General features: G+C 56.8%; 22 protein-coding genes. 18 read left to right on the top strand and 4 right to left on the bottom strand.

The window, feature by feature from the left end:
• Window positions 1-466 precede the first annotated feature (466 nt).
• Window positions 467-1,090 carry a hypothetical protein gene (locus SNL23_RS30655; protein ID WP_167663201.1) on the top strand — a complete coding sequence of 208 codons (624 nt, stop codon included), beginning with the start codon at window positions 467-469 and terminating at the stop codon, window positions 1,088-1,090.
• Here SNL23_RS30655 and SNL23_RS30650 read toward each other — a convergent pair.
• From SNL23_RS30650 to rfaH, 3 genes are all read right to left on the bottom strand, one after another.
• Window positions 1,042-1,389 carry a hypothetical protein gene (locus SNL23_RS30650; RefSeq protein ID WP_076017017.1) on the bottom strand — a complete coding sequence of 116 codons (348 nt, stop codon included), beginning with the start codon at window positions 1,387-1,389 and terminating at the stop codon, window positions 1,042-1,044. The genes SNL23_RS30655 and SNL23_RS30650 overlap by 49 nt on opposite strands.
• The gene (locus SNL23_RS30645) at window positions 1,386-1,694 is read right to left on the bottom strand and encodes a phosphomannomutase (RefSeq protein WP_256576961.1); all 309 of its coding nucleotides are present in this window, start codon (window positions 1,692-1,694) and stop codon (window positions 1,386-1,388) included. Before SNL23_RS30645 ends, SNL23_RS30650 begins: the two co-directional genes overlap by 4 nt.
• Window positions 1,695-1,814: 120 nt before the next feature.
• Window positions 1,815-2,324 carry a transcription/translation regulatory transformer protein RfaH gene (rfaH, locus tag SNL23_RS30640; RefSeq protein WP_167663200.1) on the bottom strand — a complete coding sequence of 170 codons (510 nt, stop codon included), beginning with the start codon at window positions 2,322-2,324 and terminating at the stop codon, window positions 1,815-1,817.
• A 232-nt stretch (window positions 2,325-2,556) separates the two neighbouring features.
• On the opposite strand from rfaH, the gene SNL23_RS30635 reads away from it, so the two are divergent.
• From SNL23_RS30635 to SNL23_RS30555, 17 genes are all read left to right on the top strand, one after another.
• Entirely contained in the window at window positions 2,557-2,997 is a 441-nt protein-coding gene (locus SNL23_RS30635) for a low molecular weight protein-tyrosine-phosphatase (protein WP_442969517.1), read from the top strand.
• A gap of 45 nt (window positions 2,998-3,042) precedes the next feature.
• Window positions 3,043-5,271, top strand: a complete 2,229-nt coding sequence (locus SNL23_RS30630; protein WP_318304636.1) for a polysaccharide biosynthesis tyrosine autokinase — start codon at window positions 3,043-3,045, stop codon at window positions 5,269-5,271.
• Between the two features lie 105 nt (window positions 5,272-5,376).
• Window positions 5,377-6,648 carry a DUF6369 family protein gene (locus SNL23_RS30625; RefSeq protein ID WP_318304640.1) on the top strand — a complete coding sequence of 424 codons (1,272 nt, stop codon included), beginning with the start codon at window positions 5,377-5,379 and terminating at the stop codon, window positions 6,646-6,648.
• On the top strand, window positions 6,645-8,105 hold the full coding sequence (locus SNL23_RS30620) for an oligosaccharide flippase family protein (RefSeq protein WP_318304635.1): 1,461 nt from the start codon (window positions 6,645-6,647) through the stop codon (window positions 8,103-8,105). The genes SNL23_RS30625 and SNL23_RS30620 overlap by 4 nt, the downstream gene beginning before the upstream one ends.
• A complete protein-coding gene (locus SNL23_RS30615) occupies window positions 8,102-9,253 on the top strand; it encodes a polysaccharide pyruvyl transferase family protein (protein WP_318304634.1) in 1,152 nt (383 codons plus the stop codon). Before SNL23_RS30620 ends, SNL23_RS30615 begins: the two co-directional genes overlap by 4 nt.
• An 18-nt stretch (window positions 9,254-9,271) precedes the next feature.
• Window positions 9,272-10,117, top strand: a complete 846-nt coding sequence (locus tag SNL23_RS30610) for a polysaccharide lyase (RefSeq protein WP_318304633.1) — start codon at window positions 9,272-9,274, stop codon at window positions 10,115-10,117.
• Complete coding sequence (locus SNL23_RS30605; RefSeq protein WP_076017024.1) at window positions 10,118-10,660, top strand: acyltransferase; 543 nt, start codon at window positions 10,118-10,120, stop codon at window positions 10,658-10,660. It abuts the gene before it with no gap.
• A 52-nt stretch (window positions 10,661-10,712) separates the two neighbouring features.
• Window positions 10,713-11,675 carry a glycosyltransferase family 1 protein gene (locus SNL23_RS30600; protein ID WP_318304638.1) on the top strand — a complete coding sequence of 321 codons (963 nt, stop codon included), beginning with the start codon at window positions 10,713-10,715 and terminating at the stop codon, window positions 11,673-11,675.
• Window positions 11,676-11,710: 35 nt separating this feature from the next.
• Window positions 11,711-12,166: a polysaccharide biosynthesis protein gene (locus tag SNL23_RS30595; protein WP_318304631.1), complete on the top strand. Its 456-nt coding sequence runs from the start codon at window positions 11,711-11,713 to the stop codon at window positions 12,164-12,166.
• Window positions 12,167-12,643 carry a glycosyltransferase gene (locus SNL23_RS30590; RefSeq protein ID WP_076017027.1) on the top strand — a complete coding sequence of 159 codons (477 nt, stop codon included), beginning with the start codon at window positions 12,167-12,169 and terminating at the stop codon, window positions 12,641-12,643.
• A gap of 54 nt (window positions 12,644-12,697) precedes the next feature.
• Window positions 12,698-14,125 (top strand): mannose-1-phosphate guanylyltransferase/mannose-6-phosphate isomerase, encoded by a 1,428-nt coding sequence (locus SNL23_RS30585; RefSeq protein ID WP_318304630.1) that lies wholly within the window; start codon window positions 12,698-12,700, stop codon window positions 14,123-14,125.
• 12 nt (window positions 14,126-14,137) lie between these two features.
• Window positions 14,138-15,481, top strand: coding sequence for a UDP-glucose dehydrogenase family protein (locus SNL23_RS30580; protein WP_167663192.1), 1,344 nt, complete (start codon window positions 14,138-14,140; stop codon window positions 15,479-15,481).
• Between the two features lie 180 nt (window positions 15,482-15,661).
• Window positions 15,662-15,946 carry a hypothetical protein gene (locus SNL23_RS30575; RefSeq protein ID WP_076017030.1) on the top strand — a complete coding sequence of 95 codons (285 nt, stop codon included), beginning with the start codon at window positions 15,662-15,664 and terminating at the stop codon, window positions 15,944-15,946.
• 86 nt (window positions 15,947-16,032) lie between these two features.
• The gene (locus SNL23_RS30570; RefSeq protein WP_076017031.1) at window positions 16,033-17,145 is read left to right on the top strand and encodes a polysaccharide biosynthesis/export family protein; all 1,113 of its coding nucleotides are present in this window, start codon (window positions 16,033-16,035) and stop codon (window positions 17,143-17,145) included.
• Window positions 17,146-17,159: 14 nt separating this feature from the next.
• Window positions 17,160-17,819 (top strand): YjbF family lipoprotein, encoded by a 660-nt coding sequence (locus SNL23_RS30565; protein ID WP_318304628.1) that lies wholly within the window; start codon window positions 17,160-17,162, stop codon window positions 17,817-17,819.
• Window positions 17,816-18,583 carry a capsule biosynthesis GfcC family protein gene (locus tag SNL23_RS30560; RefSeq protein ID WP_318304627.1) on the top strand — a complete coding sequence of 256 codons (768 nt, stop codon included), beginning with the start codon at window positions 17,816-17,818 and terminating at the stop codon, window positions 18,581-18,583. Before SNL23_RS30565 ends, SNL23_RS30560 begins: the two co-directional genes overlap by 4 nt.
• A complete protein-coding gene (locus SNL23_RS30555; protein WP_318304625.1) occupies window positions 18,580-20,670 on the top strand; it encodes a YjbH domain-containing protein in 2,091 nt (696 codons plus the stop codon). The genes SNL23_RS30560 and SNL23_RS30555 overlap by 4 nt, the downstream gene beginning before the upstream one ends.
• Window positions 20,671-20,951: 281 nt before the next feature.
• Here the strand turns inward: SNL23_RS30555 and SNL23_RS30550 are convergent, their stop codons facing one another.
• On the bottom strand, window positions 20,952-22,346 hold the full coding sequence (locus SNL23_RS30550) for an undecaprenyl-phosphate glucose phosphotransferase (protein WP_167663189.1): 1,395 nt from the start codon (window positions 22,344-22,346) through the stop codon (window positions 20,952-20,954).
• Window positions 22,347-22,562 lie beyond the last annotated feature (216 nt).

The raw sequence follows: 22,562 nt of genomic DNA, 5'->3' as shown, positions 1-22,562 counted from the left end.
GCAGCCCTGCTTTCGCTCTGGATCTCGCTTTTGCTTTTAACACTCAAGCCGGCCGGGAGGCCGCTGTGCTCTGCTTTTGATCTGCTTTTGATTTTGATCTGCGGGCCCCGTCAACCACGATGGCCGCAAGTAGGCAAGGTGGAGCGGGTAAATCGGCAGGGAAGCCGATTTAGCCGCGCCGGGCCATGGATGGCCCGTCGCGGCGGCCCGCGGAACTGGGCCGGAGTGCGGGCATGCCGAGCCTAGGCGAGGCACCGAGTGGTGGGGCAAAGACTTTTTGGTTACTTTTGGGGCGTTTGCCAAAAGTGACCCGCTGTAAGAGCGGAACCATAAGCAGCCGTTACCTAAATAACGGATATGTACTCGGTCCACATCCAAATGGGCCACCGAGCCCCGAAGTCGTTGTGTTTTACCCAAGTCTAAGGTCTCATTGGGACCAGCAAAAATCGCACGTAAGGAACAACACTTGATACGGGAAGAACTGGCGCAATATGGCGGTATCACCGTCATGATTCCGGCCGCAGTGGTGATCGCCGTCTGGCTCTGGTACTCCCGGCCCCAGGCGGTCAAGTGGTGGCTGATGACAATCGCCTGCACCTATTCCATCGTGGCGTTCAGCAAGTTGTTGTTCAAGGGCTGGGGCGTTTCGCTCCAACACCTTGATATCGCCGTGCTCAGCGGTCACGCCATGAATACCTCGTTGATGGTCCCTGTGGCGATAAGCCTGGTAGCCCGTCGCATCAACCCCGATTGGCGCTGGCCCGCGGCTATCTGCGGGCTGTTGATCACTGCGTGGTTCAGCGCTTTTTGCGTCGCGCCCTATATTCATCCGCTCAACGAAGCGCTGGCCGGTGGCTTCTTGGGTGGGATGGCGGCGATCGCTTTTCTATGGCGACTTGAGGTAGTTGACGTGCGGGTTTCCCCATCCTTGATCGGTGGGGGAATGGTGATTCTGTTGCTGAGTGCGATGGTGCCCAAGTACAACGCCGAGAAACTGCTCAACCATGTCGCGGTAGCCGTATCAGGCGCCGATCAGGCCCATCAGGAGCCTTCCTGGCGCGCCTCTTCCATGCCGATGAACGCCGAGTAAGTGGCCAGGTCCAGGGCCAGGTTACTCTCCACCAGCAGCTCCAGCAGTACCGTCTGGCAATTGAAGCGCCGGGCATCGCCACGGCGCTGAGCGCGCTTCATTTGCTTGAACAACGTATCGGTGATGGCTTGCGGTGAGTTGTCTCGCAAGCGATCCAGCCAGTGGGACAGCACCTGGGTGTTGCGCGCATATTGCTCCGCCGGCAGCTGTTCGTTGGGCGCCAGGCCCACAAATCCTTCAAACGCGTCCGTCAGCCTTTTCAAGGCGTAGGCACGTTTCAGGTCCTCATAAATGCTCATGGCCGCTCCTCGGTGCAGGAGATGTTGGCGAGTAACTCGGCCGTCTTCATTTGCATCAGGTGGCTGTCGCCGCGACTCTCCACACACAGGCAAATGGACAGGGGATTGCTCACCTGCAATTTGAAGCGCCAGTCGGCAAAGACCATTGAAAGCCCGCTACAGGATTCGTCGCTGTCCAGTGAATTGCTGGCGTATAACACCTGCATGCGTTCTACAACGGTGGTTGAACTATTAACCTTGACGTGGATGTTTCCCGAAGAAGGAAACAGGCCGATACGCTCTACCAATAGCTTTGAACTTTTCATGGCCGTCCCTCGCTGTTTATTCAGGTATTACTGTATTCTGAAGAGGCGAAAAAGTAAGGGGATGTTATTTTTAGTCTGCTAATAAGCTGGATGTTATTTTTCGTCTGACTAAGTAGGTTGTCAGCAAGTCATCTGGACTCGGCTGATTTCCGCTAAAGGCAAGTTGATTCGCTGTTCCCGTTGCAGGAAGTTCATCAGCAATACCACGCGTTCTTCTCCATCCATGGCCAGGAAGACGGCCTCAAGTTCGGCAAACGGCCCTTCGTTGATGCGCACGCTTTCGCCTGGCTGCAACAGGGTTGCCACAACGCCCTGATGGTCTCGCTCCTGCAGCTCGCCCACCAGTGCGTCGCTGATAGGCAGCGGATGTGCGCCGAATGCCACGACCCGCGATACCCCGCGGGTCGAGCGCAGGGAGCTCCAGCTGTCCTGCAGGCTCATTTGAATAAACAGATAACCGGGAAACACCGATTCGCGAGTGGTCCTGCGCTGGCCCTTCAACAGCCGTTCGCGTTTATAGGTAGATCGAAAACAGGTGTAGCCCTGACGCTGAAGATGTTCCTCGGCGCGCTCGTCCTGCCGGGATTTGCACTGGACCAGGTACCAGGCTTTGTTGGCGTTTGCGCTCATGGAACTTCCTCTGTTTATATAAAACGATACTCAGCGGTCATGTAATTTAAAGCCGGTGCGTACTGCAAAGTCATGAATGTTATAAATCGTCGGGTTGGTGTGGGTATTGTTATTTTTCGTCCGGAGATAGTTTTGGGTGAAGTGGGGGTTCCATGGTAATAAATACTGCCGCGAAGTTGCGAAGTTGATGTTATGGCTTCGTGGGGTAATGGATGGCCCGGGGAATAGTGTCTTGTTTAAAAAAGTGTTGATTGTCTGTATCGGCAATATTTGCCGCAGTCCCACCGCGGAAAGCCTTTTGCGTGGCGCACTGAGTCGCTGCGATATCAAGGTCAGCTCGGCGGGCATCGCCGCGTTGGTCGGCAAGCCGATTGAAACCACCGCGCGTGCGGTACTCGAGGCCCATGGTCATCCCGCTATTGAGCACCAGGCCGTCCAGCTGGAGCCGCAGGCGATCAGTGAAGCCGACCTGATCCTGGTGATGGAGCGACAGCACATCAGCGCCGTACTCAGCATGGCGCCCGAGGCACGAGGCAAGGTCTTGCTGCTGGGGAAATGGCAAAACGAGCGAGAGATCAGCGACCCCTACCGGCAAGGGAAAGCTGCTTTTGTGCACGCTTATGCGTTGATCGAAGAAGCCGTAAACGCATGGGCGCAGCGTCTCGCACGCTGATCGCCATGACTTTTTGAATCGAAATAAAGGCTAAGAATCCGACTTATGCAGCAAGCGCCAGCAGTCACCGTACGGGAAGACGATAACGAGGAGATTGATCTCCTCGGTCTGTTTGGAACACTGATCGACCACAAATGGTTGATCGCCGCAGTTACCGGCGCCTTTATGCTTACGGGTGCCGCGTATGCGGTGTTGGCGACCCCGGTCTATCAGGCGAGTGCCCTGTTGCAGGTCGAAGCGAAAAAGAACGACTTGCTGGGCTTCTCGGACATCGGCGGCATGCTCGGCAAGGAGTCGCCTTCGGCCACCGAGATCGAATTGATCCAGTCGCGGTATGTGATTGGCAAAACCGTCGACAACCTGAAACTCGATATCGTCGTACAGCCGATGTACTTCCCGGTGGTCGGTGAGTTCCTCGCGCGCCGCTTCCAGAAGACTAACCCCGATGCAATCGCCGAGCCCTTGCTGGGCCTGGACAGTTTCGCCTGGGGCGGCGAGTCGCTGAAGATTTTCAAGCTGGACCTGCCCGACGGGCAACTGGGCAAGAAGCTGACCCTGACCGTGGGTGAAAATGATCATTTCACCCTGGTGGATGAAGATGACCAAGTGCTGGCGGCCGGCGAGGCTGGGCAACTGATCGAGCAAAATGGCGTCGCGTTCCAGATTGAAGAACTGCGCGCCAAACCCGGCACGCGTTTCCGGGTGATCCGCAATGCACGCCTGACCAGCATCCTCGACTACCAGGAGAACCTGGACGTGGTCGAGCGGGGGAAAGAGTCGGGCATGATCGGCCTGGCGCTGGAAAGCACCGACCCGGACCAGGCGATCAAGATCCTCAATCAGATCGCGGCCATTTACGTGCGGCAAAACGTGGAGCGCACCTCGGCTGAGGCGGCGCAAAGCCTGGCGTTCCTCAAGGAGCAACTGCCGGAGGTCAAGAAGGACCTGGAAAAAGCCGGCAAGGCCTTGAACGAGTACCAGACCCGCAGCAAGTCGGTGGACATCACCCTTGAAACCAAGGCGATTCTCGACCAGATCGTGGGGCTCGACACCAGCATCTCCGAGCTGAAGTTGCAGCAGGCCGAGATGGACCGCAAGTTCACCCGGCAGCACCCCGCGTATCGCGCGTTGCTGACCCAGATCGGCGAGTTGACCAGCAAGCAGCAAAGCCTGGCGAGCCGGGTAGAAAGCCTGCCCTCGACCCAGCAGGAGCTGTTGAGCCTGACCCGGGATGTTGAGGTCGGCACGGCCATCTATACCCAACTGCTTAACAAGTCCCAGGAACTGGATGTGATGCGTGCGGGGACCGTGGGCAACGTGCGCCTGATAGACACCGCAGACGTCAATTACCTCAAGCCGATCAAGCCGAAAAAGATCCTGATCGTGCTGATCGCGACTCTGCTCGGCGGCTTCCTGGCGGTGACGCTGGTGTTGCTGCGCAAGGCGCTGAATCGTGGCCTGGAAAGCCCGGAAGCCATCGAGCAGCTCGGGTTGCCGGTGTATGCGTCGATTCCGTACAGCCCGCTGCAAAAAGTTGAAGAAGACAAAATCACTCGCAGCCGTGGACGTACCGATGCGGTGTCTTCATTGCTGGCCATCAGTCACCCCACGGACCTGGCGGTGGAGGCCTTGCGTAGTTTGCGCACCAGCCTGCACTTCGCGATGCTCGAGGCACCCAATAACCGCATCATGATCTCCGGCCCCAGCCCCGAGGTGGGCAAGACCTTCGTCTCGGTCAACCTGGCGGCGGTCATCGCGCAAACCGGGCAGCGGGTCTTGTTGATTGATGTGGATATGCGCCGTGGCTACCTGCACAAAGTGCTGGGTGTGCCGGCCAAGGATGGGCTTTCCGACATCCTCTCCAACCAATGCACCCTTGAAACCGCGATCCACAAAACCGGCATTGAAAACCTCGACATCATCAGCCGCGGGCAGATACCGCCCAATCCTTCGGAGTTGCTGATGCATCGCAACCTGACCGAACTGTTGTCGCAAGTCAGCGAACGTTATGACCTGGTGATTCTGGATACGCCACCGCTATTGGCCGTGACCGACGCGGCGATTGTGGGACGGCAGTCGGGGACCAACCTGATCGTCACGCGCTATGGCTTGAACCCGGCAAAAGAAATCGAGCACACCATTCGCCGGTTTGCCCAGAACGGCATCGTGCTCAGGGGCGCGATCTTCAACGGCGTTGAAAAGAAGGCCTCGGCCAAATATGGCTACGGCAACTACGGGTATTACCAGTACGAGTACCAGGCTGATCGGAGCTGATTCACCACTGTCATTGCAGGATAGAGGTCACGTTCTCAGGAAATGAACGAAAAATCCTGGGGCGGTAGCGTGCCAAATTCAAATCAGCATAAAGAATACCCAGCCATGTTTTACCTGTTATCCCTTATCGCGCTGTCAGCGGGTTTGCTCGCGGCGAAAAATCCAAAATACTCAATTGTGGTGTTTGGGATAATGCTGGCTGTTATTCCCACGGGTAACTCCTACAGCGAAATAATCTCGCTCAAAGGCATCTACTTCTTTGACTTTTACATCGTCGGTGGGCTGGGTGCACTGCTGGTCAGGCAGGTGGTTTCGCAGAAGAATCAACTGACAGCGCCAGGCGGCCTGTTGTTTGGCTGTGGCCTGTATGTGGTCTTACTCGCGTGCGGCTTGCTGGAGTCTTCGAACAAGTACCTGTTGAAGGATGTCCGGCCTTTTATAATGATTCTGTCGTTTATCGTGCTCTCGAACATCGCGACCCTTGCCGCGAAAACCCTGAAGCTGCAAACCGTGCTTTTGCTATTGATCGCGATGACTGCATTCAATGTGCTGGATATCGCTTGGTTGCGGTTGGGCTTGTACAAGTTTCAAGATGTCTACTATGAAGAGAACGCCTACCGGTACCTGGATGGCGGTACGTACGCCGCCGTGGCTTATCTGATTTATTACTTCATAGACCCGCGGCTGTTTGAACAGAGAAAAAAGCTCGCAAGAATTTGTCTGGCGACCTCTTTCATCTGTCTGTTTATCGCCAACTCGCGGTTCATCTTTGTTGCGGTGTTTGCGGCGATCATCATTCACCAATATATAAAGCCGGCCCGCATGATCGGGGTCGTCCTGGCCGGGGCTGTTGTGCTGATGGCGTTTATCGGCGTCAGCAATATGATCGGTGCTGATCGAATCAATGACGGTTTGTCTTCTGAAGGCATGGCCGCTCAACTGGGCACTCGTTTCAGCCCCGCGCTGGAACTGATCCGGGGCATGAACCCCCTGCATTACTTTGTCGGGTTGGGCGCGGGAACGCCGTTCGAAATTCCCTGGTTTGAATACCGTGGCCTCGATGACAAGAACTCGAATATCGACAGTGCCTACTTAACGTACTTCGTGAAGTACGGGCTGATCGGCTTGTACTTGTTGTACGTGTTCATTACCTCGATTACCCAGCACATGAACAGCCGGGTGGCGGTCTCGATCGCTGTGTTTTTGGGCGTGATGTTCGTTGTGTCGGCCACGCCTTATCAGCCGTACGCCATCGGTATCGCTTATGGCTCAATTGTCCTGCGCGTCTGTGCGGAACACACGGCCAGGCAACGCAAAAAGCGGCTCAAGCCAAGCCTGCCGCTGATAACCACGCCCTTACAGGTGAATGCCGGATGAACAGCACCGTGTTGAAAAAATTCGTCTCCAGTACGGCCTGGAGCTTTATATCCGCCGTCGCGACCAAGGTGTCGGTGGTCATTACTGGCATATTAGTGGCCCGGGTATTGGGCGCCCAATCCTTTGGTGAATACGGCCTGATCCAAAGTGCGATTGTGATGCTGGCCAACGTCGCCGCCCAAGCCACCACCACGGCAACGGCCAAGCATATCGGGCAGTTCAAAGAAAGCAGCCCCGAGAAAACCGGCCGGGGCATCGCCCTGACACTGACATTTTCGGTGTTTTTCAGCGCGATGATCATCGGGACAGCGCTGTTTTTCCCGCACTTCTTCTCCAGCGTTATTTTGGGTGCAGACAGCCTGAGCGCGGCGTCGCTGATTGTATTGGGCACCATCACGTTCATTATTCTGTCGGGGTGGACCCAAGGCTGCCTGACCGGTTGGGGGCAATACCGCTTGATTGCGACGATCAACGGAATCATCGCGATTGTCGCGATCCCGGCGACGTACTTCCTCACGGTCAAGTTCAGACTCAACGGCGCGCTGTTGGGGTTGGCCGGTTCCCAATTGCTGATCGTGTTCTTCAGCGCACTGGCCTGCTGGAAAATACTCAAGGCCCGGAACACCACGCTGAGCTTCACAGGTGCGATGACTGAAAAGCATGCCGTGCTGTCGGTGGGCCTGCCGGTATTGCTGACGGGCTTGATGGTCGCCCCAATGAACTGGTTCGCCAACAAGTTGTTGGCAGAAACAACTAACGGCCTTGCGGCGTTGGGCATGTACGCCGCCGCCATGCAATGGAACGCGATCTTTTCACATGTCTCTGTAGTATTAGGCTCCGTACTGGTTCCGATGCTGGCTGCAGCGCTGGGCGGTAAAAACCGCAAGCTGGACGCCTTGAACTTTCTGTCAGGCTGGTTAGTGGTGCTGGTGATCATACAGCCGGTGATCATGTTTCCCGAGTTGCTGGCAAAACTCTATGGCAGCAGTTTCCTCGGGCGGGATTTTGAAGTCACGTTGGTGCTGGTAATCCTCGGATCTTTGCTCAGTGCATTCAAGTCGGGCATTTCAAGAAAGATGATCGTGATGAACCTGGCCTGGTTCAGCGTCATGAGTAACATTCTATGGGGCGTGCTGTTTATCGCCGGCGCGTTATGGCTCAGGGAGCAGGGCGCAATCGGGATTGCCAAGGCATTCATCGGTTCGCAGTTCATCCACTTCCTGCTGGGCCTGCCTTATTTTGTTTATAAGAAAATACTGCCTTTGGAACTGCTTATTTCTCCCAGGATCCTGATCCTGTGGACATTGCCTTTTATCAGTTTCATAGCCAGCGCCTACGTTGAAAGTGTGCTGTATCGATTGATGATTATGGCGACGATATTTATCTACATTCTTGCAACGACGTTTGCCTTGAATACCGTGTTTAATGACCCCGTGGAAAATGGAAGCCCAGCATGAATGTCAGTAAAGTTTATATCCGGGGTGCATACGGTCCTGGTAATTTGGGTGATGACGTATTAATGCTATGCGTGATCAATATTCTGAAAAAGCGCTTTAAAGAATCGGATATTGCGGTGGGTGTCGATCATCCGGAGATCGCCAGGAACTTCAACCCGCGCATCAAGTGGCTGCATATCAAGGAACCGGTCAAGGCTGACCTGGTGGTGTTGGGCGGCGGCGGCCAGTTCTTCTCGTTCATCCCGCCGGCCAAAGAAGTCACCGCCACCACCGGTCGACTGGCGAAGGCCTATAAGAGCATCAAGGCTCAAACCGACCTGAAGTCCACGCTGTTACGCCTGTATGTCGGGCTGCGTGGCGGTGTCGACAGGATCTATTTCCACCGGCGTCTGGCGGCGTTCTGTATCGGCCTGGGCCCGTTTGATGGCGGCGGCAAGCTGTTGACCCGTGCCGTCAGCGTGATCAATCGCTGTGACTACATTTCCGTGCGGGACGGTACCAGCCAGCAGCATTGCAATACCTTTGGAAAGAAAGACGTGGAGGTGTACACCGACCCCAGCCTGCTTTCCGATCTGTGGATCTCCAGCAAAGACCTGGAAATCGGCAGCCTCAAGAAGGGCAAATACCTGTCCTTTATCCTGCGCGACTGGCCCCACGACGCGAACGGGCAACAGTTCATCAAGGCGATGGTCCAGGCCGCTGATGAATTGGCCAAACGTGGCGAGCAGGTGCGCCTGGTCTCGCTCTACAAAGAGCGTGACCAGCACCTGATCGACAAGTACGACACCTTCGAGTGGTTGTGCTGGGACGCCGCCGGCGATACGCCTGAAACCTTCATGGCGAAACTGATCGTTGAGTCCGACGTGATCATCAGTGCGCGGGCCCATGGTGTGTTGTTGCCAGCCTCCCTGGGTTTCCCAACCATCGCCGTTGAAATCGAAAACAAGCTGAAAAAAGTCCATGAAATGCTCCCGCACGGCACGAAGCTGATCAGCGTCCCGGACCCCGACGTGATCATCACGACCATCAGCGAATTCCGCCAATCGAAAGCGCAAATGGCCGAGCACCTCAAGCAAGAAATCTCCCAGCGATCTTCCATTGCGCAAAAAGCCGTCGACGACTTTTTGAAATGGGTCGATGAAAAATAAAGTGCAGGGGCAACCGACGTGAAAAAGACAGCCTCGACGCTACTCACTTTGGCGTTCTCTCTGCAGGTGGCCGCGAGCGGCGCAACAGAGGTAAGCGACCGCTGCGAGCAACGCATCAAAAACATCTATCCGTCACTTCCGGATGTGTCGCAGGTGCTCGACGGTGCTCAGGCGCAGAACAGCATCAAGGGCCGCGCCAATTTAACCAACAAAACCTACAGCCAGAAAATCAAGGACATCGCCGTGCATTTTCCCGCCGGCTCGTACGACCCGGGCTCGATGGTGCGCTTGGGTTTGCCCTATGGCGGAATCGAATTCAAATCCGCGCTTCCGCAACCGGGCAGGGAATGCCTGGTGCTGACGTACGAGTTAAAGTTCGACGAGAACTTCAATTTTGTAAAAGGCGGCAAGCTCCCGGGTCTCTACGGTGGCACCGGCAATACCGGCGGGAAAATACCGAACGGCCATGACGGCTTTTCCACGCGCTACATCTGGAAAGAGAAGGGCACCGGTGCGATCTATGCCTATTTGCCCACCAGCAAAACCTGGGGCACGGCAGTAGGCCTGGGTTCCTGGATCTTTACCGTCGGCCAATGGCATAGGTTGGAGCAACTGGTGAAGTTGAATACACCGGGGCAGGCCGACGGTGTGATTTCCATCTGGTACGACAAAAAACTGGTGCACTCCGAAACCGGATTGACGTTCAGAGACACGCCGGACATCACCATTGATGGCCTGCTGTTTTCTACGTTCTTTGGTGGGAATAACCCGTCTTTCGCCACGCCGGTCAGCACCAATATCCGCTTCAGGAATTTTGTGATGAGTTCCCAGCGCGTGACTGATCCATCAGGGCAGGGTGACTAAGTGAAAAACCTGAAACTGAATATCAAGAAGGCCGCTGTTGCGCTGTTTAATTCGCTGCTCAGCCTGGCGTTGTTTTTCAACCTGAGGCGTTCACTGCTCAGGCTGACCGGATGCCGGGTGGGCGCAAAAACCACGGTTCACCGCAAGGTGGTCTTTTTCACCTTCGGCAACTTCTCCATCGGGAAAAACTGCACGGTCAATTACGACTGCTACCTGGACAACAGGGCCGGTATCCAGATTGGGGATAACGTCAATATTTCCCACAACGCCCGGATTTATACCTTGGGTCACGATATCGATGACCCGATGAGTTGCCTGGTGGGCAAACCCGTAGTGATCGAAGACAACGCATGGATCTTTCCCAATGTGATGGTGATGCCAGGCGTCACCATCGGAAAAGGCGCCGTGGTTTATCCAGGTAGTGTGGTCACGCGCAACGTTGAAGCGTACTCGATTGTGGGCGGCAACCCGGCCAAACATCTTCGCTACAGGAATAAAAATATTCTGTACCGCGCCGACTTTCCGATTTGGTTTGCAGTGTAAGCACCTTACTTGCCCACCCTTATTTATGCAGGATTCTGACGTGAAATCATTAATGATCGCATGGATTGGCTATCAACGACGCGCCGATACCATGAAGCAATATTGGGCGTATGACATTCTGCATCTGCCCAACCGGTTCAAGAAGAAGTCGGCACGGCCACTGGACTACTTGATCAAGTCGTTTAAAACCATCAAAACGCTGTTGGCCGGTTCGCCGGAAGTGCTGTGGGTGCAGTTGCCGCCGAGTCCGGTATTGCATATAGCACTGGCCTACAAATTTATATTTAACCGGCGCCTGAAGATTATTGCCGATGCCCACAACAGCTTGTTGCGCAAACAGTGGATAGGCTTTCCGGGCACCGTTTCACTGTTGAACAGAATCGATGCAGTGGTCGTGCATAACTTTAAGGTCAAAGAAGAGTTGGCAAGCCTCGGCGTCAAGGAAACCAATATTTTTATCCTGGAAGACTTGCCATGTGACTTCCCGGCGGCGCCCGCCACTGAGCGCGAGACGCCCTATGTGCTGTTTCCGTGCTCCTTTGATATCGATGAGCCGATAGAGATCGTGATCAACGCCGCCCGGGAAATGCCCGATGTCGACTTTCTGATCACCGGCAAGCACCAGGGCAAGTTGTCCGAAGAGCTCGTGGCGTCACTTCCCGCGAACATCAAGCTGACCGGCTTCCTCAGCAAAGCGACGTTCGAACAGCTGCTGTGCAACGCGAATGTGGTGCTCGGCCTGACCACCCGCGACAACGTGCAGTTGAGCGTGGCCAACGAAGCGGTCAGCGCCGGCAGGCCGATGGCGCTCTCGAATACCACGGTACTGCGCTCGCTGTTTTCCGAAGCCGCAGTGTTCGTGGACACCATGAACCCGCTGTCCATAAAGGCCGGCGTAGCGCAGCTCATCACCAATCAAGAAATCTATAAAGAGAAATCAGCCTTGCTCAAAACCAAGCGAATAGCCCGCTGGAAAGGCCAGGCACAACAGTTAAGAACTGCCGCCACTATTTAATGATGTCTATTACACCTGACAGGAAGGGAACCGTCATGAGTCAATCAAGTGATGTTTTATTGATTTGTTCTGGAGGTGGGCACTGGGTGCAAATGAGTAAGTTGCTGCCGGCCTTCGACGGTCAGAAAGTTACCATCGCCACCGTGGATATCAGCATTGGCTCGCAGTATCCAGCCCATGCCTTTGCGCAAGTCCCGGACTTTAATCGCAGTGAGCCGATGAAGATCATCAAGGGTTTTTGCCAGATCTTTGCGATCGTCTACCGCAGCAAGGCCAAGTACGTGATCTCCACCGGCGCCGCTCCAGGGTTGCTGGGATTGGTTGCGGGAAAACTCATGGGAAAAAAGACCCTGTGGATCGACAGCATCGCCAATCCCAAGAAACTCTCGTTGTCCGGCCGCATCGCTGTCTATTTTGTCGATGAGTTGCTGACCCAGTGGCCCTCGCTTTCGCAAAACAGCCGTGCCCAATATAAAGGGAGGATTGTATAAATGATATTTTGCAGCGTTGGCACTCAAGCACCCTTTGAAAGAATGCTCGGCTACTTGCATGAGTGGAGTCATGCAAACCCGCAGGTTCCGATTGTTGCCCAAGTGGGCAATAACGAAAATGACCTGGGCCGTATCACGGCGTACAAGACCATCGCCGAGCCGCTGTTTTCCAAGAACTTCAATGCGTCGAAAGTGATCGTTTCCCATGCGGGCATGGGCAATATCATTCGCTCCCTTGAGTTGGGAAAACCCATCGTTATCGTCCCACGCGACAGTCGGCGAGGTGAACATATCAATAATCATCAGTTCGACACCGCCGAGAACTTTTCAGACCTTCCGTCGGTGTTTATTGCCCACGATAAAGACGGCTTCTTTTCGGCGATTGATTCGGCACTTAACTACAGCAGTTCGGAAAGTCCATTGGACTTTACCGAAAGAAACCGCTTGATTAGTTATGTGAAGTCATTCACGTCCTAAGTTTCGGCTGTTGGTCGACACGCTCCAATTACGTTTAATCATCGAGTAATCGCTATGATCCCAGTGATATTGTCTGGCGGCTCAGGCACGCGCCTGTGGCCGCTTTCTAGAGCGCTTAAGCCAAAGCAGTTTATAGCGCTGCACGGTGACTTGAGTTTGTTTCAAGCCACGTTGGACCGCATTAAGAACCTGTCGATAGAGGGCGAGAACGTCAGCCCTCCGATCATTGTGTGCAACGAAGAACACCGTTTCATCGTGGCCGAGCAAAGTCGATCGCTGGACTTGATACCGCAGAAAATCCTCCTGGAACCCACCGCCCGGAATACCGCCCCGGCGATCGCCGCCGCGACACTGTCAGCCCTGCAAGACGGCGATGACCCGATCCTGCTGGTGTTGGCGGCAGACCATGTGATCGGCAATACCAGCGCCTTCAATGCGGCCTTGACGCTGGCCACGGTGGAGGTCAACAAGGGCAAGATCGTCACCTTCGGAGTGGTACCCACCAAGCCCGAGACCGGCTACGGCTACATCCGTACTCAAACCGCTGCGCTCGACGGCGCCGCACATGTCGAGGCCTTTGTCGAAAAGCCCGACCTTGAGACCGCACAAAGCTACCTGGCCCAAGGCAACTACTTCTGGAACAGCGGCATGTTCATGTTCCGCGCTTCCGTGATGAAGGCTGAGCTCGAGCGCTTGAGCCCGGAGATCATGGTAGCCGCAGAGCTGTCCCTCTCCAATGCGGCCTACGACCAGGATTTCACCCGGCTCAACCAGGTGGATTTCGTGAACGCGCCCAACGTGTCGATTGACTATGCGGTGATGGAAAAAACCGACATCGCGTCGGTGGTCATCCTCAACTCTCCATGGAGCGACCTGGGTGCCTGGGATTCCGTGTGGGAAGCGGGCCTCAAGGACCAGAACCAGAACTGCACCCAGGGCGATGTGCTGCTGCAAGACGTGACCAACAGTTATGTGCACGCCAGCCACCGCCTGGTCACCGTGGCGGGGATCAACGATGTGGTGGTGGTCGAGACGGCCGACGCGATCCTGGTAACCACCAAGGACCATGCGCAAGACGTCAAGAAAATCGTCACCCAGCTCACAAAAAACCACCGGATCGAGAGCGCCAGTCACCGCGAAGTCTATCGGCCGTGGGGCAAATATGACTCGGTGGACCAGGGTTATCGCTACCAGGTGAAGCGGATCACGGTCAAGCCGGGGCACAAGCTGTCGGTGCAGCTCCACCACCATCGGGCCGAGCACTGGATCGTGGTGTCCGGCACGGCGAATGTGCAAATCGCCGACAAGCAGGTGCTGCTCACCGAGAACCAATCCACCTACATCCCCATTGGCGTCGTGCACTCCCTGGAAAACCCGGGACGCATCCCGCTGGAGCTGATTGAAGTCCAGTCCGGCTCCTACCTGGGCGAAGACGACATCATCCGCTTTGAAGACCGCTATGGCCGCCTCGAGCTTGTTTAAAGGAATATTGAAATGAACGTAACTGTATTTGGAATCGGCTATGTGGGCCTGGTGCAAGCGGCGGTGCTGGCTGATGCGGGGCATGAAGTCTGCTGCGTCGACATTGACGCCACCAAAGTCGAGAACCTCAAGAGCGGGATTATTCCGATCTATGAGCCCGGGCTGAGTGCCCTCGTGCAAAAGAACCATGATGCCGGCCGCTTGCATTTCACCACCGACGCCGCGCAAGGCGTGCGTCACGGTGAGGTGCAATTCATCGCCGTGGGCACGCCGCCGGATGACGATGGCAGCGCCGACATCAAGTACGTGCTCTCCGTTGCCGCGACCATCGCGCTCAACATGACCGAGCCGAAGATTATCGTGAACAAGTCCACGGTACCGGTGGGGACGGCGGATAAAGTCCGGGCGAAGGTGTCCGAGGCGTTGGCGTCCCGGGGGCTTGAGGTGGAATTTCACGTCATCTCGAACCCCGAGTTCCTGAAGGAAGGTTCGGCAGTCGCCGACTGTACTCGCCCCGACCGAATCATCATCGGCAGTGACAGCAGCTACGCCGTGGACCGCATGCGGGAACTGTATGAACCCTTCAACCGCAACCACGAAAAAATCATCACGATGGACATCCGCAGTGCCGAGCTGACCAAGTACGCGGCCAACTGCCTGCTGGCCACCAAGATTTCCTTCATGAATGAAATGGCCAATTTCGCCGAACGATTGGGCGCAGACATTGAGGCCGTTCGTAAAGGCATTGGCTCTGACCCACGGATTGGCTACGACTTTATCTACCCCGGCTGCGGTTATGGCGGCTCGTGCTTCCCGAAAGACGTACAGGCCCTGGAGCGTACTGCGTCGTCGATCGGCTATCAGGCAACGCTTCTGTCGGCCGTCGAGGAGGTCAACAAGCGCCAGAAGCAGCACCTGTTCGGGCATATCCACCATCACTTCGGCGGCCAACTGGAAGGCAAGACCTTTGCGATCTGGGGCCTGGCCTTCAAACCCAATACCGACGACATGCGCGAAGCCTCCAGCCGCGTGCTGATCGAACAATTGCGCAGCGTGGGCGCCAGGGTTCAAGCCTTCGACCCGGAAGCAATGGCCGAGACCCAGCGCATTTACGGGATGAACGAAGACCTGCTGCTCATGGGGACCAAGGAGGCCGCGCTGCAAGGTGCCGATGCGTTGGTGATTGTGACGGAGTGGCGCGAGTTCAAAGCCCCGGACCTGGACTTGATTAAAGAAAAACTGAGCACGCCAGTGATCTTTGATGGCCGCAATATATTTGATCCGCAGCGTATGAAAGCCAATGGTTTCGACTATTACGGTATTGGTCGCGGCTTGTCGGTAAGGCCAGTTGTTTAAACCTGACGATTATTAACATGGGTGGTTTGAGCTACCCACAAGTGAGATGATTTCGAGGAGGCTAAGTGCGTGATCCCACTGGATCTTTGTGCAGTTTTCATGGCCTGTTTATCTCCGTTCCATCACTACTCCCTTATTGCAAAGTCTTGATAAGGGGTAAATATCGAGAAGGAGTCTGATATGAGGAAATTACTGTTGGCCGGCTTGCTGGCTTTCACAAGTACTGCGGCAATGGCGGCGGGTGAAGTCGCCGGCGCTGCTGTGAGCGAGGCCGCTGGCGCAGGTGAGTCCCTGTCGTTGAGCACCCCGCTCGTGGGCGGCGTGACGCTCGGTGAAGGGGTTGGGGTCGGCACGGCGGTTGTCGGTGCTGCGGCAGCCGCTTCCAACTCGGGCGGCAGTTCCAACGGCGGTACTGCCGGCACCGGCGGTACAACCGGCACAGGCGGTACTACCGGTACCAACTAATCCCTCGTAAACCCTGTTGTACAAGATCACTCAGAACTTTCTGGGTGATCTTTTTTAGACTCGTCCTCGACTAGCGTAGTGCCATTATGATTTCTAGGTTACCTGTTCTTTTGCTGGCAAGTATCAGCTTGCACGGCTGCATGTTTTCGCCTGGTCAACACATGGACACCAGTCAAATGTCCAGTGAAGGTTCTCCCGAAAGTACCCGGGTGGAGTTGATTCCGATCACGCCCAAGTTGATTGCCATGGATGCCGCCACGCACGTTCGTGAATCGGTACCTTCTGAGTTGCTGGCGTATGTTCCGGGTGGCTATCGGGTAGGCGCCAACGACCTGTTGTTTATCACGGTCTGGGATCACCCCGAGTTGACGGCACCGTCCGGGCCGCAACAGCAGATCGACGCCAACGGTCGCTTGGTTCGCCCCGACGGCACGCTGTTTTATCCGTATATCGGCAACGTTCCGGTGGCCGGTAAAACCATCGAAGAGTTGCGTGCGTTCATCGCCGGGCGCTTGTCGCAGTTTATTGAAAGCCCTCAGGTCGACGTCAGCGTCCTGCGTTTTGCCAGCCAGACCGTGGTGGTGACCGGTGCGGTGATCAAAGCCGGCCAACAGCCGATCACTACCACGCCATTGAGTGCCGTCGAAGCCATTGGCGCCGCCGGTATCGACCCGACGAATGCCGACCTGTCGGGCCTGACACTCACCCGCGACGGCCGTGAATACACGTTGGACCTGGACAGCCTGAATCGCCAGGGCTCGCAACTGCAAGGCATCTACCTCAAGGGCGGCGACCGGTTGTATTTGCCTTATAACGACCAAAAACGGGTCTACCTCATGGGCGAAGTCAATCAGCCCCGAGCCCTGAGTTTCAAGGGCAAGTCGATCAACCTGACCGATGCCCTCGGCACGGTGGGTGGCTTGAACCAGACCACCTCGAATGGCAATGCGGTCTACGTGATTCGCGGCGTAGACAACCTGGAAGCCGAGCCGGCCAAGGTGTTCCAGCTCGATGCCCAATCACCGTCCTCGTTGGTGCTGGCCACTCGGTTCGACTTGCAGCCCCAAGACATCGTGTACGTCGGGCCGGCCGGCGTGACGCGCTGGAACCGCCTGATCAGCCAGTTGCTGCCGACCGCCAGTGCCATCGGGCTCGGTGCCCGATCGTTTAATGACCTCAGCGAAGCCAACAGCAGATAAGGCTCAAGCCCTCCGTGAAAATTTTGCCTACTTGCGCCTGTCTGTCGATGGCGCTCTTGTTGAGCGGGTGTAACCCGTTGATGAGGGCGTCCTGGTACACCCTCGAATCCTCCGTCAGCGGCCCGGCCCCGATCAACGTGACCCGCGCCCAGGTCGACGCCGTGCCGTACCCGCAGATCCTGGTCACCACTGCCGTCAGCGAGGGGGTGATGGCCATGGCACGGCGCCGGGGCGACCTGGAATTCTGGGTCGCTTCCGGCAAGCAAGTGGTGATGATGCGTGACGGCCTGGTGGTACGCACGGTCGGGCTGGGGGTTTCCCTGGACGGCACTCGCTTCAGTGGCGAATCACCGTTCAAGCGCGGCCTCCAGCATCTGCCCGATGGCTACACCAGCACACGCTGGATCGACGTCTACGACGGCAACCGAATCGGGGTCGCGGTCAACAGCCGTTTCAGCACCCACGCCATCGAGACCCTCCGCATTCTGGACAAGGATCATGCCTTGCTGCGCATCGACGAGCAGGTGGATGTTCCCACCTTGAATTTCCACGCCACCAACCATTATTGGGTCGACCCGCAGGATGGTTTCATCCTGCGCAGCGAGCAGCATCTGACGCCCCGGTTGTCCCTGAAAATCGTGCAGTTGCGTCCCGATCGGGAGGTTGCCCGGTGAAGCATTTGAATCTTTTATGGCTGGGCCTGTTGTTGATCGGCCCCGGCGCCGGCCAGGCAGCTGTCACGGTCAGTGGCGATGTACGCAGCCCCGGCACCTACGACGTAAAACCAGGGGCGCGCTTGCAGGACCTTATTCGCGTGGCGCAACCGAATGCCGAAAGCTACTGGTTGGGCGCCGCGTGGTTGCACCAGTCGTTGATGGATCAGCAGGCGCGTTTGAAGGCAGGGGTTTTGTTCGATTTGAAACTGCTGCAACGGGGAGCCTTGCTGGATGACCGGCGCTCGCTTGCGGACTTGAGTGCGCGTCTGTACCGGCAGGTCGAGCAGTTGCCGGTCACCGGCCGCCAGGTGGCGCTGCTGGACCCGATCGCCGTGGAGGCAGGGTTCGCGCGCAACGCGTTGCTCGATGACGGTGACCAACTTGTTTACCCCGAAAGACCGTCCACCGTGGAGGTGCTCGGGGCCGTTGCGCAGCCCTGTGATGTGCCGTACCGCGCCATGCAGGAGGTCCGGGATTATGTTCGCGACTGCACCGTCCTCGGCGACGCCGAGCGCGATGACCTGTGGCTGATCCAGCCCGACGGCCAGGTGCGACGGGTGGGCGTGGCGGCCTGGAATCGGGAGGAGGGCGTCGTGGCCGCGCCCGGCAGCCGGATCCTGGTGCCGGTGCGCAGCGATGACCTTGAGACGCCGACCCCTGATCTCAACCAACAACTGGCCGAGTTTTTTGCCACTCAACCGTTGGCTGAGGTGAGCCCTTGAATTTGCGTTTTGCTGCTGTATTGCTTTTGCCCTGCGGACTGGTTCACGGAGAACCCCGCTACACCCAAAATGATTTTGGCGGCGTGGGCCTGCTCCAGACCCCCACCGCACGCATGGCGCCGGTGGGTGAGTTGAGCGCCAACGCCAACCGCACCGATCCCTACTCGCGCTACAGTTTTTCCTTGCAGCCGTTCGACTGGCTGGAGGGCTCGTTTCGTTACACCGCCATCAGCAACCGCAAGTACGGCGCCGAGGCGTTGAGCGGAAGCCAGAGCTTCAAAGACAAGGCCATCGACTTCAAGGCGCGGCTCTGGGAGGAAAGCCACTGGGCGCCCCAACTGGCCTTCGGCGCCCGGGACATTGGTGGTACAGGCTTGTTTTCCAGCGAATATTTTGTCGCCAACAAGCGTTATGGCAACCTGGATTTCAGCCTTGGTATTGCCTGGGGCTACCTGGGTAATCGGGGCGATTTCGGCAACCCGCTGTCGGTGTTCGGCAGCAAGTTCAACGACCGGCCAAAGAGCACTGCGGTCGTCGCCAGGGCAGGGGATGTGAACTCCAATGCCTACTTCAGGGGGCGTCCTTCGTTGTTTGGCGGGATTGCCTATCAAACGCCCTGGGAACCCCTGAGCCTGAAACTCGAATACGAAGGCAACGACTACAAGCACGAGCCGTTGGACAACCCGATCAAGCAGGACTCGCCGGTGAATATCGGCGTGGTCTACAAGCTGGCCGACAGCGTCGATCTGAGCGCGGCCTGGGAGCGCGGAAATACCGCGATGTTTGGCATCACCCTGCACACCAACTTTGTCAGCCGCAAGGCGCCGGTGAAGACTTACGACCCTCCCGCCGAACCGTTGCCGACGCGCATGCCGACGACCCCGGCTGACCAGGTTAACTGGGCCAATGTATCCGATCGTTTACAGCAGAATGCCGGCTACAAAGTGGAACGTATTGCCCAGCGCGGTTCCGAGCTGATGGTGTATGGCGAGCAACAACGCTACTTCTATTCAGCCAAGGCCGTGGGGCGCGCCAGCCGGATTCTCGACAACAGCGTCAATCAGGATATCGATTGGTTCACCCTGGTGAATAAGCGCTATGACATGCCCATCGAAGAAACCAGCGTGCCTCGCGACACGTTCCGCGCGGTGGTCAACAACGATCAGCCGTTGAAGGACCTGCACCGTACCACCGAGGTCAACCCGGCGATTGCCCACCGGGAAACCACGCTCTACACCGGTCAACGTCAGCCGTTCAGCTACGGGCTCGGCCTGGGTTATAAACAGAACATCGGCGGCCCCGACGGGTTGCTCTATCAGTTCACCGCCGACGCCGACGCGGAGTACCGTTTTACCCGCAACACCTGGTGGAGCGGCTTGCTCAGCGCCAACCTGCTGAACAACTACGACAAGTTCAGCTACGACGCGCCAAGCGGATTGCCGCGGGTGCGCACCGACCTGCGCCAGTACATGACGACGTCCGATGTGACGATGCCGACGTTCCAGTTCAACCATGCGGCGCGGCTGGATCGCGACCTGTATGGCATGGTCTACGGCGGTTACCTGGAGTCGATGTACGCCGGGGTGGGCGGCGAGATGCTGTTCCGGCCGGCGGGCAAACACTGGTCGGTGGGTGCGGACCTGAACTTCGTGCGCCAGCGTGATTTCAATCAGGGCTTCGGCCTGCGGGATTACCAGACCATCACCGGGCATGTCACCAGCTACACGCAGCTGCCGTATGACACCTTGGCCGCCGTCAGTGTGGGGCGTTACCTGGCACGGGACTGGGGCACCACTGTCGACATCTCCCGGCAGTTCAAGAACGGCGTGAAGTTTGGTGGCTGGGTTACGCTGACCACGGCTTCGAAGGAAGAATACGGCGAGGGCAGCTTCGACAAGGGCATCTACATTTCCGTCCCGTTCGACGAGCTGATGAGCACCTCGACCATGCGTCGCGCCAACGTCGTATGGGCACCCCTGACCCGGGATGGCGGCGCACGCCTGAACCGCGGGTACTCACTGCAGACCATGACCGACGGGCGTGACAGCGAGCTGTTCTACAACAACTTCGAGAAGATCACTGAGTGATGTAGCGGCGTCTGCCGACAAGGTAACTCACGGCCCGGTGCTCAATGCGCCGGGCGGTGAGCAAGCCGCAACAGTAAAGCGCCAGGTGCAATGCCGGCGCGCGACACTTCCCCGATATTCCTCTCTGATTTCAATACGACTGGCTTAGGCCTGGATGCCCAGGCGTTGCTGTGGGCGTTAGCTTTGCGCCGGGCGGGGATGATGAGGGGGCGGTGAGGACAACGCCCCTAAGGGCGTGTGGTGCCCCGCGCCGCCGGTAGGGCGGTGCGGGGAAGGGAGGGTCAGTAGATGTCTTTGGAGAGGAGGGTAAACGGCGTCTTGAACAGGATCTTGATGTCCAGCCACAGCGACCAGTTGTTGATGTAACGCAGGTCGATATCGACGCGTTGCTGCATCTTCTCCAGGGTCTCGGTTTCGCCCCGGCAGCCGTTGACTTGCGCCAGGCCGGTGATGCCGGGCTTGATGCGATGCCGCGCCATGTACGCGCGAATCTTGCCCGAGTAATAGTCATTGTGGGCCACCGCATGGGGGCGTGGTCCCACCAGTGCCATGTGCCCTTGCAGCACGTTGAACAGCTGCGGCAATTCGTCGATGGAGGTACGGCGGATAAAGCGACCTACGGGGGTTATGCGTGAGTCGTTGCGGCTGGCCTGGCGCACTTCCTGATCGTCATGCACGCGCATCGAGCGAAACTTCCAGACCTTGATCACCTCGCCATTCCAACCGTGACGGTCCTGCTTGAAAATCACCGGGCCGGGGGAGGTCAGCTTGATCAGCAGGGCGAACAGCAACAACAACGGGCTGAGCACCACAATCGCCAACAGCGCCAGGCTTTTGTCGAGCAGCGACTTGCTCAGCGCCGCCGTGGGGCGACTGGTCAACGGGCTCTCATTGAGGAAGATCGCGGGCAAGCCATCCACCTCGGCCACGCTGTGATTGAGCAGCAGCATGTTGTTGAGGTCGGGCACCCAAATCACGTCCACGCTGATCTCCAGCAGGTTGAGGTACAGCGCCTCGATGTGCGTCGCTTCCTGAAGCGAGTGAGTGATGTACAGGCGGCGTATTCCGTGCTTTCGGATCAACGAGGGAAGGTCGGGCAAGTCGCCGAGAATCTGCGGTTGAGTGCTGTCCTGAGGTGAAGCGGTGCCGGGACCGACGAGGCCGACTAAGGGTGAGCGTTTTTGCTTGGCGAGAGTGTTGGCCAAGTCGGTTGCTAGTTTACCTGTACCAATAATCAGCGATTTCTGGCGCTCGTGAAGTTGCCGATGGTAGTACCTGGACAGACTGTGAATCGGAATGTAGCAAAGTGCTAGTATCGGATAGCTGACAGCTGCCCAGAGTAGCAGGATCTCCAAGGGAAACAGCGAGCTGGCATTACAGGCAATGCCAACCGCCGATAATATGCCCAAGGTTAATAACCAGCCGGTAAATAACCGTCCCAGCCCAACAAAAAAATCATCTTTTTTGCTATAGACGTCACATAACATGTAAGCGGGGATAGATGCCAGTATTGTAATGGCCGCCAATATCCGGTAGTGGGATTCCAATTGTCCGGTCTTGAACAGTGCCAGTGAAAACAAAAGTACAACGACCACACTCAAGGCAATAGCCCACTGCCCCCAAAAGGTAAGGCCCTTGGGTGTAAGATTACGGTGCATCCTTCTGTTATTAAGCATACTTCTGCTCCCTGTGGTATCCACTCACGTGCTGGCAGGTTAAAGCGAGGCGTGGTTTTAATGACTATCAAATGGCAGGCGCACGCGTAGGCGTGCGTATTGATAGTAATGAATGGCAGGGAGCAATGGCTGACGACTTATAACGCGGTCTTGTTGTTATAAAATGGCAGATATAACGAGGTTTTTAATAGGCAGGGTGAATTGTAATTTTTATGA

This window comes from Pseudomonas sp. SED1, from assembly GCF_034044025.1.
Taxonomy (GTDB): Bacteria; Pseudomonadota; Gammaproteobacteria; order Pseudomonadales; family Pseudomonadaceae; genus Aquipseudomonas.
The sequence above is the reverse complement of the archived record's forward strand: the minus strand, read 5'-3'. Positions and strand labels throughout refer to the sequence as shown.

Coding starts and splice junctions, on each gene's coding strand:
- SNL23_RS30595 (WP_318304631.1), top strand. CDS start 11,711: ATGAGTCAATCAAGTGATGTTTTATTGATTTGTTCTGGAGGTGGGCAC.
- SNL23_RS30585 (WP_318304630.1), top strand. CDS start 12,698: ATGATCCCAGTGATATTGTCTGGCGGCTCAGGCACGCGCCTGTGGCCG.
- SNL23_RS30630 (WP_318304636.1), top strand. CDS start 3,043: ATGCAGCAAGCGCCAGCAGTCACCGTACGGGAAGACGATAACGAGGAG.
- SNL23_RS30590 (WP_076017027.1), top strand. CDS start 12,167: ATGATATTTTGCAGCGTTGGCACTCAAGCACCCTTTGAAAGAATGCTC.
- SNL23_RS30570 (WP_076017031.1), top strand. CDS start 16,033: ATGATTTCTAGGTTACCTGTTCTTTTGCTGGCAAGTATCAGCTTGCAC.
- SNL23_RS30575 (WP_076017030.1), top strand. CDS start 15,662: ATGAGGAAATTACTGTTGGCCGGCTTGCTGGCTTTCACAAGTACTGCG.
- SNL23_RS30620 (WP_318304635.1), top strand. CDS start 6,645: ATGAACAGCACCGTGTTGAAAAAATTCGTCTCCAGTACGGCCTGGAGC.
- SNL23_RS30550 (WP_167663189.1), bottom strand. CDS start 22,346: ATGCTTAATAACAGAAGGATGCACCGTAATCTTACACCCAAGGGCCTT.
- rfaH (WP_167663200.1), bottom strand. CDS start 2,324: ATGAGCGCAAACGCCAACAAAGCCTGGTACCTGGTCCAGTGCAAATCC.
- SNL23_RS30645 (WP_256576961.1), bottom strand. CDS start 1,694: ATGAAAAGTTCAAAGCTATTGGTAGAGCGTATCGGCCTGTTTCCTTCT.
- SNL23_RS30625 (WP_318304640.1), top strand. CDS start 5,377: ATGTTTTACCTGTTATCCCTTATCGCGCTGTCAGCGGGTTTGCTCGCG.
- SNL23_RS30600 (WP_318304638.1), top strand. CDS start 10,713: ATGATCGCATGGATTGGCTATCAACGACGCGCCGATACCATGAAGCAA.
- SNL23_RS30580 (WP_167663192.1), top strand. CDS start 14,138: ATGAACGTAACTGTATTTGGAATCGGCTATGTGGGCCTGGTGCAAGCG.
- SNL23_RS30615 (WP_318304634.1), top strand. CDS start 8,102: ATGAATGTCAGTAAAGTTTATATCCGGGGTGCATACGGTCCTGGTAAT.
- SNL23_RS30650 (WP_076017017.1), bottom strand. CDS start 1,389: ATGAGCATTTATGAGGACCTGAAACGTGCCTACGCCTTGAAAAGGCTG.